Raw genomic sequence first — 12497 nt, 5'->3', positions numbered from 1 at the left:
CGAGCGATTCAGCGGCTCTCGAGCGCCGCCTCCCGTGCTCGGGCGAGCGTGCCCGCGCCCGCGTCGACGAGCCTCCGGTAGCCGAGGCGCCCGGCCTCGCCGGCGCGCTGGGCGCCACCGACGACGGGGCGGATCTCCCCGGCCAGGCTGAGTTCGCCGATGGCCGCGAGGTCGAGGGGAAGCGGGCGATCGTGGACCGCCGAGAGCACCGCGAGCGCGATCGCGAGGTCTGCGGCCGGCTCGACCAGTCGGACGCCGCCGACGGTGGAGACGTACACGTCCTTGTCGTGGAGGCGGGCGCCCGCGCGTCGTTCGAGCACCGCGAGGATCATCGCCACCCGCGCAGCATCCACCCCGCTCGTGACCCGGCGCGGATTCGGCGCCGCGCTGGCCGAGACCAGCGCCTGCACCTCGACCGGCAGCGCGCGGCGCCCCTCGAGGGCGACCGTGGCGCACGTGCCGCTCACGGGCTCGGCGCTCCGGCTGAGGAACAGGCCCGACGGGTCCGGCACCTCGGAGATGCCGGACCCGGTCATCTCGAAGCATCCGATCTCGTCGGTGGGGCCGAAACGGTTCTTGAGCGTGCGGAGGAACCGCAGTGCCGTCTGCCGATCCCCCTCGAAATGGCAGACGACGTCGACGAGGTGCTCGAGCAGCCGCGGCCCCGCCACCGAACCGTCCTTGGTGACGTGACCGACCAGGATCACCGGGAGATCCCGTTCCTTCGCCACGCGGATCAGCGCGGCCGCGGCTTCGCGCACCTGCGCGGGCCCGCCCGCGCTCCCCTCGACCTCGGAACTCGCGAGCGTCTGCACGGAGTCGACGATCACCAGGTCGGGATCCACCGCCTCGATCTGGCCGAGCACCGCGCCGAGCTCGTTCTCGCTGACGAGGAAGAGTCCGTCGTGCAACGCCCCCGTGCGCTCGGCGCGCATGCGGATCTGGCCCGTCGACTCCTCTCCGCTGGCGTACAGCACACGCCCGCCTCCGCCCGGCCGCGCCCGGCCGGGCGTCGAGGCGCTCGCCGCGAAGCGGTGGGCGACGTCGAGCAGGAGCGTCGACTTGCCCACCCCGGGCTCGCCGGAGAAGAGGATCGCCGCGCCCGGCACCACTCCCCCGCCGAGCACCCGGTCCAGTTCGCCGATGCCGGTCGGACGATGGGTCACCGCGTCGGCGCCGATCTCGGTGATGGGCCGGGCCTCTCGCCCGGCGCTCGGCGCCAGGGCGCGCACCGCGCGCGCGACTGCCGGTCCGGCCGATTCCACGACGGTGCCCCACTGCTGGCACTCGCCGCAGCGCCCCACCCACTTCGCCGCCCGCCAGCCGCATTCGGAGCACGCGTAGCCGCCGGGGGTCTTCGAGCTTCTCGCCATGCTGAGACCCTACCGGCCACGTCCGACATCGCTTCGCACGACAGGGATCGCTTCGCACGTGTCCCCTGAACGCTCGCACTTCGGGCTGGGATTGCGCTTCAGGCTGATCCGAACCGGCAATCCCGCCCTCCCAAGCGCCGATCTCAGCCCGAATGCACGCCTCCCAGAATCGGCGCTGCCTCGAGCGGCAGCGCAGGAGTAAAGTGTGGAGGCATGAGCGCCAGCTTCTTCGCCTTGCTCGACGACATCGCCGTTCTGGCGAAGGCCGCCGCCGCCTCGATCGACGACGTCGTGGCGGGAGCCGCGAAGGCCTCCGCGAAGTCTGCCGGCGTGGTCATCGACGACGCCGCGGTCACGCCGCAGTACGTGCGCGGCATCAGCCCGCAGCGGGAGCTCCCGGTGGTGTGGAAGATCACCAGGGGATCCCTCGCGAACAAGGCGCTCATCATCGCCGCGATCATGCTGCTGAGCGTCTGGGCGCCCTGGGTGTTCCCCTGGCTGCTGCTGATCGGCGGCACCTATCTCGCCTACGAGGGCACGGAGAAGGTGTGGCACTGGATCGGCGCGCGTCGGGGGCACGCCGCCGAGGAGGACCTCGAGCATGCGGTGCAGCAGGTGGTCGAGCGCACGGAGACCGATGAGAAGCAGATCGTGGCGAGCGCCGTGCGAACGGATCTCGTGCTCTCGGTCGAGATCATGCTCATCTCGCTCTCGAACATCGACACGGACTCCTGGATCCTGCGGCTCGCGACGCTGATCGTCGTCGCACTGCTGATGACCCTCGCCGTCTACGGATCGGTCGCGCTGCTCGTGAAGATGGACGACGTGGGCCTGTGGATGCTGCGCCGCCCGGGCGCCCGCCTGCGACGACGTCTCGGCGCCTGGCTCGTCCGGGCGATGCCGTGGGTGTTCCGCGCGCTGAGCGTCATCGGGGTGGTCGCGATGCTGTGGGTCGGCGGGCACATCCTGCTGGCCAACCTCTCCGCGGTCGGAGTGCCCTGGCCCTACGAGCTGGCCCACACCGTCACGCATGCGATCGGGGGTCCGGCCCTCGTCTCCTGGTTGATCGACAGCGCCCTCTCCGCGGTCTTCGGCCTCGCCTGGGGCGCGGTCGTGGTCGCGGTGCTCGGAGCGGTCGCCCGCCTGCGGTTCACGCGCCCCACCGCGCCGGCGGCGGGGGAATCCTCTGCCCGGCCCGGGGAACCGACACGGTGACGGCGGCGCGATGCTCCACCGAAGGGATCCGGCGGGGCGACGCATCCGACCGGCGCGATCCATGATTGGGTTGGATTCATGTCCAGGGCCTTCACCTTCAGCGTCGGCGCTCAGGAGCGGCACGACGTCACCGTGCGCGTGGCCGGGATCCGCAACCGGGTGACGATCCACGTCGATGACGTCCTCGCGGTCGATAGCGGGGGAAATCTCGGCATCGTCATGCCGAACGTGTTCGACCTCGAGGTGGGGGTGCACGAGACGCACATGGTCTCGGTGCGGTTCATCGCCCAGCAGATCATCGACGGCGGCGCGACCTACATCGACGTGTTCGTGGATGGTCGATTCGGCTTCCGCCACGACTGGTGACGCCCGCCGCGCGAAGGATGCGGAGCGCGCCGGCCCCGGCCACGAACCCGAGGACCGGGAAACCCGCGCTCTCACCGATAACCCGGAACCCCCGACTGCCCAGGGTCTTCTCGGCGAGTCGGGGGTTGAGTTCTGGCGGTGACGGTGGGATTTGAATGGACGCTCATTCTGCGTTGATTTTACGCGCTTGCCTCGTGATTTACTCGGCTACATCAACTCACTAGGTCAACTCACACGAACGCGAGTCACCTAACCTACGATCTCAGACGCGACCTAACAGCTATGGCATCGACGTTCGATCTCTTGCTATTGCGCTGCTAGACAGGCTGCTATGGGCTTAGAAGGCATGATGACGGGCAACTCGCACGCAGAGAGGTTTCATCATCGGGAAAGCTGAACCGTCCCGTCGTTAGATGAAGACAGAGTCCAGCGGAAGTGGTCATTGGCCTTGTCTCGACAAGTAGGAGCTAACGTCAAACGGCTGCAAGGGCAAGTCGCCTCGCGCTCGTGACGGGTGACGAGGGTGACCACTGCCCAGGAGCTCGCCGAGCGACATCCAGGTGCGTCCAGCAGCGTCCGTGATCGAAACGATGTCCGCCAGGAGAGTTGGCAGGTAGCCGCGCGACTCAATCAAGCCTCCCCAGGCGGCAAGTACCCCGAGCGGGCGACCAGCGATCAATCTCTCGATGGATTGCTCGTTGGCAGACTTGAGGCTGGGATCGAAAGTGCGATGTATCCCCTTTGGGTCGGTCGCGATCTGAGGGTAGACGTTCAGCATTACCCAGCTGTCGTAGCCGCCTCCGGCAGCAAAGCCCGCCACGCGTCTGACGGTCGGGTCGAGAGCCCCAGGCACCGCAGTGCTTGGATTGATTCCAAAGCACACAAGTGGATTCTCACCCACGGTGCCGAGGACGAAGCGTGCCGAGTTATCGCCATTGTTCTCGTACAACCATGCTTCCTGGGGCACGATCATCTCCGAATCGCTCACAACTTCGTTGGCAACCACAGCTAGCTCGCGTGGGGGGCGGCGTCCTCATAGGGCGGGAGACCGTAGTGGGCTTCGTAGATCCGGCGAAACTCCTTCTTGAGCGGCCCCATCTGGTTGAACTCGATGCCTTGTTCACTCAGCCATGCCCTCGCCGCGATGGTGTCGTAGGGCTTCTTCCCCGCCGCCAGGTTCTCCCGAGCCTCCGCCTGGAGCAGCTTTGCCCGCACGAGATCAGTTTCATCGGTGGCCTGCGGAGTGCGCTCACCGCCACCGGCTACTGCATCCAGTTCCTTGGCCTTCTCGATGTAGCGAGCGAGCAGCGCAGCCAGTTCTTCCTCGTGCTCACTGGTGAGGTCGATCTCGTAGCTCTTCCCGCGGAAGCCGAAGCGCACTGAGCCACCACCGTTGGGTGGGATGGGAGTCCCGTCGAGGTCATCGACTTTCATAATCACGTCAGCCATGACTCGATCATACTCTCACGCCCGAGCATCCGCCACTCACCCCTACTTCCCATCAAAGAACGGCCCCATCAGGGGTGTTTCGGCGCTCATATCCAGCCAAATCCGCCGTGTCTCAGATATTTTTCCGCGGCACATATCCCAGTAATCACAAGGGATCGAAGCCTATCGACACCCGCCAATCGCGAGAATCTTTGACTTTCGGCTTGACGAGTTGCGGAGACTCGCTGTAGAGTCTTGGACATAGCCGCTCCGGGGAGGAAACGAGGAACCGGGGCGAGCGTCTGAACACTGAAAACCGAACAGCGATTTTTTCCGAGACTGGCCTGAAACGGCCGCTCGACTGCGCCATTTCGCGCCTGGTGCGACCCGCACCTCCACAAGCATCGGCGGAGCGACGGCTCTGTCCGACCCAAAGAAAACCGGGCTCAACCGAGCCATCCACACAATCGCCCGTATCCACGGGCAGAAACCGAGATAACCATGAATGCTGAGCTTCAGATCTTTGATGCTCTCCCCGCCCCTGCTCCTCGCAAGATCCGCGAGGGGCGCAAGTACCTGACCGCTGCGGCTGTATCTGCCGCCAAAGAAAATCCTGGCAAGCCAGTGCTCCTCCGAGGAGGCCACCATGTCGACGAAGTCTACGAGCCGATCATCCGGCTCCAGGCACAGAAGCTCGGCGAGGGCTTCAGAACAGATTGGGTCTTCCGAGAAGACAAAGTGAACCCGAACACGAAGTCGGGCACTACGAGCTATGCCCGCATGGGCTGGATCTTCCTCACCTACACGGGCGATTCCTCCGAGGCGAAGCCCGTCACGCCGAAGAAGAAGGCCAAGAAGATGCTCGCTGAGCACTCCGCCGCCTGATCCGACGTACAACCCTGGGGCCGCTGCCTGCTTTGGCAGCGGCCCCAACAATGAATGGGAGTCCCACTATGGACAAAGCAACACACAACCGCGAGAAGAGCAACCAGGCGGCGAAGACACCGATTGATCCGAAGGCTCCGGAACTTCGGGAGCCAGACCATCTCCCGTGGTACATCGCCGAACATCTGAGGCATCCGAAGGGGCCGGTGTCCGCCAGCGATTTGCTCGATGAGACCGTCAGCTTTCTCAAAGGTCAGCGCGAAGAATCCAGGCGCCGGGAAGAGCCAGAGATCTACGCTGAGTTCCACATTCTGACGGGGATCCAATCCGACATGTCGAAGGTCATCCTGATGAACGGATTTGGCGTGATACCTAGCTTCATCATGCTTCAGGCCTTGCGCCTGGTTCCAGCGGATGCCGCATGATGAGCGAACTCACCATAGGACAGCAGATAGCTCGCCACCACGCTGAAGCAGAGCTGGGGTATCCCATCGATCCTGATCGGTGGGATACCCTCGTCCGGCAAATCGAGGCAGAGGGATCGCTGCATGCTGAACTCTCCACAACGATCTTCGACTACCTCCGCTCAGCACTGTGAGCATCGAAAAAGCCCCGGCCACCGGCCGGGGCTTTTTGCGTTCTGGTGACAGATCAGTCTTGCTTCTTGAGGGCATCGATCCGGTCCGCCAGTTCCGAGAGTACCTTCAGCGCAGCGTCGCGCTTGGCTATGGCTTCCTCCTTGGAGCGAGCGTAGAAGGGGCGCAGCCGGTTCGCGTCATCCACGAGGCCGCCGACCTCGTGCTTGAGCCGGGCGAAGGTTCTCGTCAGATCCTTCCGGTCGAAGCTCTCGGCCTTGGCCGCAGGGGTCTCAGTGCTGGTGTTCGCTGCCATGGTGTTTCCTCTTTCCATCAGGATTTCGGGGCGGATGGATCGATTGTGAATGGATCTAGTAGGAAGTCAACTTCTGCGAAATCTGCCGTTGGCATTGCATTCCGTTCGACTCGCACAGCGCCGGACGAGCGATGTAGCACTGCTATGAGAACTGCTAGGTCGACTCCTAGGCAGCGATGTGCGGTCGAAGAATCAGCGCCATCCCGCTCATCGCGCTGAGGATCAGTTTTCAGGCACCAACTCGACCAGCGCGCATCATCGATCGTTAGAACGTAGATCGGCGCTGAGGCAGGCAGCTACAGCACTCCGCTCGGCATCGAAACGAGCGGCAAGAACAGTGTGAAAGCACGAATCTCGAGTTCAGTGACAGTTCCCGTTCCCTTAGAACACGCTCCTGCGAAAAATAGCGCCGCTCCTTGCCACGACATTGGCGGTAGGCGTGACCGAACACCCGCCTGGCGCTCCCGGTAGCCCGCTCTCGCGGTCTGCGGGCTGTCAGCAGCGCTGCCAGCAAGGAGGGGTGCCGGAAGCATTGCCTGCAATCTTCCAACGGCCTTTCGGCAGCAGTGCCTGCCGGCACTGGTGCTGCCAGAGGTGTGCGAACACCTCTGGGGAGTAGCCACCTGCGACACCGCCCAGTTGGAGCTACGGGAGTGTGCGCACACTCCACTGAGCGCTCGACGCATTCCCAACTGTCGAGGTCAGTTCATCTGCCACAGCACGATGAGTGCTGGAAGCTGCCATCAGAGACTGGCACCTTCACGCAGGCAGCCTCACCCAGCAGAATGATCTGCTGGCTCACCACCGATCAGAGGAGTAGGAGCAAGGAGCAGCGGGAGGCGAGGCCCCGCAGTAGATGGCGGAACAGTGCGGGAGTGGTTTTCTTTTTTCGGGAGGCAGGTCTCAGATGAGCTGAGCCTTGCGGCCCTCCTCGATGAGATAAGAAACGAAAGCCGAACAGCTCACCAGCATGTACTTCGCCATCGTCTGATCGACGCTAGCGGCTTCGATGGCTCCGCGCCGAACCCCGCTCTCGTCTGAAGTCCAACCATAGATCTTGAGCCACGCTTCCTTGAGCGCAGGATGAATCAGCAGACGTTTGGCTTCGCGCTTCTTGAGACCAGCTCCGAGCGTTGTTTCACCCGTGATTTTCTTCGTGACAGCTTCCACCGCAGAAATCGACTCTTTGATGGAGTTGGGATAGTCGGGGTTCGTCCGATCGGCGAGGAGTTCGACTGCCCGTTCGAGGCTGTGGCGAGCCCCCGCTATTGCGTCAGCATCTTCGATTGCGGCTGAGACGGATTCAGCCTCGGCATTGGAATCAATAGGAGTAACTTCCTTGCCGATGAAGCGATAGCCAACGAGGTAGTGCTCAAAGCGGTCGTTAAGAGCATCGGCAAACGGTGCGCTGTTGGTTTCTCCGCGCTGTTCATCGGTGCGGCCGAGGGCTTTCACCACCCGCTCGAAAAGATCCAGCACGTCGAACCATTCGCCAGTGAGCACTTCCTCCTTGATCTTGAGCCAGAGCGTGCTCGGGTGAGGTTCGTCATCTCGGGGCTGCTTGAAATGGTTCATCCAAAGCGAAGTCAGCAGGTCCCGGTGGGTCGGCCCGCTGTCGTGGTAGCGGTCAAGCTGCTGTTCGAAAATCTCTCGAAGGATCACTAGAACATTCCAGAGGTCGACACGGGTCTCTTCGTCCAGACTGTTGCTCTGGATGAGTGTGCGCGTCTCTCGGAGTCCCATGCGCTCTGCAAATGAAGCCATGCTTCGAGACTATCGGGAGCCTCTGTCACGCTTGGCGCGCCTTGCTTCCAGCGGCAGCTGGTCGATACGACCGGTTCGACTGCACGTGGTCAACCGAACCACGGACCCTCTCTGAGCCTGTGGATAACTCCGTCGATGTCGGAGGCGCGCGATACGATTGACCTATGCTTCAACGCGCCAGCACCACTCAACTCCTCGGCTCACCCGAGGCTGATGCGGCCACAGAGTCAACTTTGACCGACGCCCACAGAATAACGTCATCGGCGCGCGTGAAGTTGATTCACGCGTCGATCGGCGTTGAGCCGTATTTCAGCGATGAAGATTTTGTGCTGTTCAATATGGATTCACTCGACCTGATGAGCCGACTGCAGTCTTCCCCGTGGGATCTGACAGTCACGTCCCCTCCCTACAACATTGGTAAGGAGTACGAAGCAACAAAGTCGCTCGATGAGTACATTTCCTGGTCAAAGCAGTGGATGTCTCTTGTCTACGACACAACAAACAGCAACGGAACCTTCTGGCTGAATGTCGGTTACACGCCTTTACACGAGGGAGCAAAGGCGCTTCCCCTGGCCTATTTGTTGTGGAACCTGACTGACTTCCAGCTAGTTCAGGAGGTTGTTTGGCATTACGGCGCGGGGGTCGCAGGGCGAAAGTTCTATTCCCCTCGAAACGAGAAGTTCTTGTGGTTCGTACGCAACCTGGAGAACTACACCTTTAATCTAGATGAGGTGCGTGATCCTAACGTCAAGTACCCGAATCAGTTTAAGAACGGTCGACGCAAAGTGAATAGCGCCGGAAAGAATCCCACCGACGTGTGGAGCTTTCCGAAGGTTACGAGCGGTCGCAACCGTAGCTCGGTTGAGCGGACACCCCACCCGGCGCAGTTCCCCGAAGCCGTGATTGAGCGCGTAGTGCTTGCTTCAAGCAATAGAGGCGATCTCGTATTTGATCCGTTCTTAGGCTCCGGAACGACAGCAGTGGTTGCAAGCGGCTTGGGACGAGTAACAGTTGGATCTGAGCTGCGAGAAGATTATTGCGAGTTGGCGGTCAACCGCTACCTTTCGGCGAAAGAGAAGCGCTCCTCTCAGCTTGACCTCCAGGACTAGCTACATCGCGCTGATGAACTTCGTCTGGTAAGTGATTGGTGCAAGGTGCGCAGCTTGTCCAGTGGCCGCAGTCTGCGGAATCCAATCCCTATGAGAGAGCCATCCCAACCTGATCATCGTGATTTTGGGAGTTCTGGTGTGCTTAAACGCTTCAAAGTTGATCGCGAGATAGTAGCCAGACTTGTCCTTAGAACCTGGCGCTGACGGCTGCGCGTAGCTCCGGTTTGCGAAGATCCTATTGGAGGAGGATGTCTTGATCTCGGTATCGAACCGGCTATCCGGGAGATAGATCAAGTCCTTCTCGTCCCGGCTGTCGTCCTTGCGCCACTCTGAGGGATGATTTCGCTCGAGAACGATCGGAATCATATTGTGTAGGAAGTTCCCCATCATCTGAGGAGAGGGCTTGTACTCATCTCCGATCTGAAGCTCGCCACCGATCTTCGTTGTGAGTATGCGACTCCAGGAATCAAGAACGACCTCTCTCAGCGCTGGAAGGGCCAAAGGATACTCATCAACGAGCTGTCGGGTCACTTCGAGCCAGTCGCTCTCATCGACACCGGCGTATGGATCTTCTGGGTACATGATCACAGCCCCAGACTACCAACCCTGCGCTTCTGGTCTCTAACGCAACTTGCGGACGGTTCAGCGTGGTGGCTTCTTGACCGCAGAGGCGGATGTGGTATCCCATGAGCATTTCTATAGAACCGGCTGGACGCCTCTAGAGCGACTGCTAGTCCTTTCGATATAACGGCTTTGCGGTTCTCACAGCGTAGAAGAGGCTCCCGGATTTCCACGTCCGGGAGCCTCTTGCTTTGCGCTGTGATATGAGTCGCTGATCCCATGAGAGGGCGAACGAGGTTAGCCAAATAGCGAAGTACAGAAGGCCGTGAGAAGCCGACGGAACCGCTCACTGGGCTACTGAGCGAAACACCAGCAGGAGCGGCAACGCTCTGAGTAGCGAGGGGTGTTCCCTGCTCAGGCTTCAGAGACGCCTGCGTCGTGAGAACCGTAGGTACAGGTAGACGGCACCGCCCGAGAGGGAATGAACGGGAGCTAAGGAACCGACAGGTTGAGATATTTTCTCCCTGGAGCACCGCAAGGAATGGCAGGCCCAGTGGAATCCGCTGGGGAGTCCGGTAGGCGGAGACCGGCCCGTTCTCATCCCCGCATGAAAGACAGTTCGCAACGATGCGGCTGTCAGGTGGGGTCAAGATACAACTATGCCAACTTGCCAACCTCCTGCGGCCTGATTCTTCTTTTTCTGAAGAGGTGTGCGCGCACCTATGACTCCTTGGATAATGGATGCGAGTGCGGTCGAGCACTACTCGGTGTCAGGAGGACCGCATGGAGCACGAGGTCCCTGTTCCTGACAGTCCCGAGGAAGCCCAGCAGTTGCTGTATCTGCTCCTCGGTCGGGCAATCGCCCGCTGCCAGGTTGCTGAGGCATCAGCCGATACTATCCACCACGTGCTACTGGGGAAACCTGCCCGAGAACGGAGCACACTGGGCGCAAAAGCCAAGGCAGTCGAGCCCGAGCTTCCTGAGCATCTGCAAGCCGAGTATCGCGAGTTGGTTGAGGCGCGGAACTACCTGGTGCATCGGCTACTCTTCGACCACGGTGGCTGGAAGGGTATCCCGGGGTGGGACAGCCCAGCGCTCTACCGCAAGCTCTACGACTCCATCGGTGAGGCGCTGCAAACGATTGAGCGGGTGAGTGATCTGCTGAGTAGGTATCTCGTCGATACGAACCCCGAGGTAGCAATCTTCAGGATCAGCGATGAAGGGGTTCAGGACATCCGCGATCTATAGATTCTGCCCGCCACTCGATCCCGCTTTCTCGTTCCTGAGCGCGCAGGCTCCAGCCCTGTTCTCATCGCTGTTGTAGCGCCCGCCTCGGGCGCTTGCTGCCAACCTTTTCTGGGGAGGCTGCTTCCTGGAACGTGATGCGGGAAGGGCCATATTCGGGAAGAACGTCGTCTTACTGCGAGACGTGTTGCGGATAGGCGAGGATTCGGGCTCTACCTCAGTTGACCGATTCGGCTAGATTTCGGCGCTGTCAGTCGGGCACCGGAATCTCCCCAGAGTGCTCGGCGGCTGCTTTCGCTGCCGAGCCGATCTTCGGCGAGTGAGCCTCGGCTGTCTTCTCTGGTGATAGCGGATTCTGGGGAGTTGACTCCTCCTAGGAGCCACGTATTGTCACCGTATCCGTGGCATGACATCTAACCCACGACTAATGAATGACCTTTGTTGATATTCATCTCCGATGACAACAAACGGCATCATTTCCAAACCCAGGAGAAGGCACCATGAGCAAGAAATACGGCTATGTTCGAGCATCCACTCTGGAACAGCTCAACACCCTCGAGATCCAGCACAGCGAACTGACAGATGAGGGCTGCCACGAGATCTTCGTAGACCGGATCTCCGGCGAAAAGAACATCGACAGCGGAGACATCGATCTCGAACAAGAGTGGAATCGGATGCGTGCCAAGATCGAACCCGGCGATCAGGTTGTGGTGGTTTCGCAGTCCCGGCTCGGCAGGAAGAGCTACGAGGTGCTCTACGCCGTCGGGAAGCTCATCGAGAAGGGCGCAAGCCTCAAGGTTCTTGAGGACGGCCGCATCTACGACGACCTGGACAACTTCGAGCAAAACCTTAACCTCGCCTTCCACTCGGTCGTGGATCACAACGAGCGGGTGGAGATCAAGCGGCGCACGAAGAAGGCACTGAACTACCTTTCCGCCAACGGCATCAAGCTCGGCAGGAAGCCACGCCTCTCCAACGCTCACATCGCCTACATCCATCAGCTCCGCGATCAGGGGCTCGGCTACCAGGCGATCTCCAAAGCGGTGCGCGTCTACAGCGCAAAGCACAGGCGGGAACAGCCCATCAGCCCCACCACCGTCCAGAAGGTGCTGAAGGGAACCTACGGGCCGAGCCTTGAAGAGTGGGAGGCCAACAATGAGAAAGCCCGCACCCAGATGGCGAAGATCGCCGTGGCTGTGAAGCACATCGAGGCAGAGGAGCGTGCGAGAGCATGAACGAAGTGAAGAACACCGGAGGCCTCGACTTCCCTTACGTGCTCGGTGGGTTTGCAGCCTACGACCCACTCACCTACCTACAGCTCAGCATGATCGTCGCGGGGATAGAGATGGCCGGCATCGAACCTGACTGGGATGAGGTGCTTGCCAATAGCGGCATCGGCCCGAAGAAGGATCTGGCGAGAGCACTGGTCGAGGACGGTATCGAAGCCAGCATCACTGACTTCATATCCAAGGATGAAACTCTCCCAGCCTGGATGCGCAACAAGCCAATCCATCTCAAGGGTTCGGCTCTAGGTGTAGTTCCCAGTGAGGTTGTGAACGCGATCTGAGGGTGTCTGCCCACCGATCCCGGTATGGGGTCGGTGATGATTGTAGTGATGGAGCCAGGTGCCATATGTTGCGGCCCTGGCTTCTTCGCTGTC

Annotated in this window: 16 protein-coding genes; 9 read left to right on the top strand and 7 right to left on the bottom strand. The window is 61.2% G+C overall.

All coding sequences use genetic code 11. The annotated features are described in order from the left end of the window. Nucleotides 1-8: 8 nt before the first annotated feature. Complete coding sequence (radA, locus tag J4H92_RS09880) at nucleotides 9-1373, bottom strand: DNA repair protein RadA (protein ID WP_208098024.1); 1365 nt, start codon at nucleotides 1371-1373, stop codon at nucleotides 9-11. A 213-nt stretch (nucleotides 1374-1586) separates the two neighbouring features. On the opposite strand from radA, the gene J4H92_RS09875 reads away from it, so the two are divergent. Both J4H92_RS09875 and J4H92_RS09870 read left to right on the top strand, forming a co-directional pair. Beyond that, entirely contained in the window at nucleotides 1587-2588 is a 1002-nt protein-coding gene (locus J4H92_RS09875; RefSeq protein ID WP_208098023.1) for a DUF808 domain-containing protein, read from the top strand. A 78-nt stretch (nucleotides 2589-2666) separates the two neighbouring features. Beyond that, complete coding sequence (locus J4H92_RS09870; RefSeq protein ID WP_208098022.1) at nucleotides 2667-2954, top strand: hypothetical protein; 288 nt, start codon at nucleotides 2667-2669, stop codon at nucleotides 2952-2954. A gap of 439 nt (nucleotides 2955-3393) precedes the next feature. Here J4H92_RS09870 and J4H92_RS09865 read toward each other — a convergent pair whose 3' ends face one another. Both J4H92_RS09865 and J4H92_RS09860 read right to left on the bottom strand, forming a co-directional pair. After that, the gene (locus J4H92_RS09865) at nucleotides 3394-3960 is read right to left on the bottom strand and encodes a DUF1643 domain-containing protein (protein WP_208098021.1); all 567 of its coding nucleotides are present in this window, start codon (nucleotides 3958-3960) and stop codon (nucleotides 3394-3396) included. A gap of 2 nt (nucleotides 3961-3962) precedes the next feature. Continuing rightward, nucleotides 3963-4403, bottom strand: a complete 441-nt coding sequence (locus tag J4H92_RS09860; RefSeq protein WP_208098020.1) for an Lsr2 dimerization domain-containing protein — start codon at nucleotides 4401-4403, stop codon at nucleotides 3963-3965. Between the two features lie 480 nt (nucleotides 4404-4883). On the opposite strand from J4H92_RS09860, the gene J4H92_RS09855 reads away from it, so the two are divergent. From J4H92_RS09855 to J4H92_RS09845, 3 genes are all read left to right on the top strand, one after another. Beyond that, nucleotides 4884-5267: a hypothetical protein gene (locus J4H92_RS09855; RefSeq protein ID WP_208098019.1), complete on the top strand. Its 384-nt coding sequence runs from the start codon at nucleotides 4884-4886 to the stop codon at nucleotides 5265-5267. Nucleotides 5268-5335: 68 nt separating this feature from the next. Continuing rightward, the gene (locus tag J4H92_RS09850) at nucleotides 5336-5692 is read left to right on the top strand and encodes a hypothetical protein (protein ID WP_208098018.1); all 357 of its coding nucleotides are present in this window, start codon (nucleotides 5336-5338) and stop codon (nucleotides 5690-5692) included. Next, complete coding sequence (locus tag J4H92_RS09845) at nucleotides 5692-5865, top strand: hypothetical protein (protein WP_208098017.1); 174 nt, start codon at nucleotides 5692-5694, stop codon at nucleotides 5863-5865. The genes J4H92_RS09850 and J4H92_RS09845 overlap by 1 nt, the downstream gene beginning before the upstream one ends. Before the next feature lie 53 nt (nucleotides 5866-5918). Here J4H92_RS09845 and J4H92_RS09840 read toward each other — a convergent pair whose 3' ends face one another. Both J4H92_RS09840 and J4H92_RS09835 read right to left on the bottom strand, forming a co-directional pair. Beyond that, nucleotides 5919-6158, bottom strand: a complete 240-nt coding sequence (locus J4H92_RS09840) for a hypothetical protein (protein ID WP_208098016.1) — start codon at nucleotides 6156-6158, stop codon at nucleotides 5919-5921. A 903-nt stretch (nucleotides 6159-7061) separates the two neighbouring features. Beyond that, the gene (locus tag J4H92_RS09835) at nucleotides 7062-7922 is read right to left on the bottom strand and encodes an AbiJ-NTD4 domain-containing protein (RefSeq protein ID WP_208098015.1); all 861 of its coding nucleotides are present in this window, start codon (nucleotides 7920-7922) and stop codon (nucleotides 7062-7064) included. A gap of 164 nt (nucleotides 7923-8086) precedes the next feature. Between J4H92_RS09835 and J4H92_RS09830 the strand changes: the two genes are divergently transcribed. Further along, the gene (locus J4H92_RS09830) at nucleotides 8087-9031 is read left to right on the top strand and encodes a DNA-methyltransferase (protein ID WP_208098014.1); all 945 of its coding nucleotides are present in this window, start codon (nucleotides 8087-8089) and stop codon (nucleotides 9029-9031) included. Here J4H92_RS09830 and J4H92_RS09825 read toward each other — a convergent pair whose 3' ends face one another. Then, nucleotides 9032-9613, bottom strand: coding sequence for a ScaI family restriction endonuclease (locus J4H92_RS09825; RefSeq protein WP_243752241.1), 582 nt, complete (start codon nucleotides 9611-9613; stop codon nucleotides 9032-9034). A gap of 762 nt (nucleotides 9614-10375) precedes the next feature. Here J4H92_RS09825 and J4H92_RS09820 point away from each other — a divergent pair. The 3 genes from J4H92_RS09820 (at nucleotide 10376) to J4H92_RS09810 (ending at nucleotide 12404) form a co-directional block, all read left to right on the top strand. Next, a complete protein-coding gene (locus tag J4H92_RS09820) occupies nucleotides 10376-10840 on the top strand; it encodes a hypothetical protein (RefSeq protein WP_208098012.1) in 465 nt (154 codons plus the stop codon). A gap of 497 nt (nucleotides 10841-11337) precedes the next feature. Continuing rightward, complete coding sequence (locus J4H92_RS09815; protein ID WP_208098011.1) at nucleotides 11338-12072, top strand: recombinase family protein; 735 nt, start codon at nucleotides 11338-11340, stop codon at nucleotides 12070-12072. Then, on the top strand, nucleotides 12069-12404 hold the full coding sequence (locus tag J4H92_RS09810; RefSeq protein ID WP_208098010.1) for a hypothetical protein: 336 nt from the start codon (nucleotides 12069-12071) through the stop codon (nucleotides 12402-12404). Before J4H92_RS09815 ends, J4H92_RS09810 begins: the two co-directional genes overlap by 4 nt. Here J4H92_RS09810 and J4H92_RS09805 read toward each other — a convergent pair. Beyond that, on the bottom strand, nucleotides 12366-12497 hold a 132-nt coding region (locus tag J4H92_RS09805; protein ID WP_208098214.1), incomplete at its 5' end, for an integrase core domain-containing protein. The genes J4H92_RS09810 and J4H92_RS09805 overlap by 39 nt on opposite strands.

Source organism: Leucobacter weissii, assembly GCF_017565745.1.
GTDB classification, from domain to species: Bacteria; Actinomycetota; Actinomycetes; order Actinomycetales; family Microbacteriaceae; genus Leucobacter; species Leucobacter weissii.
The sequence above is the reverse complement of the archived record's forward strand: the minus strand, read 5'-3'. Positions and strand labels throughout refer to the sequence as shown.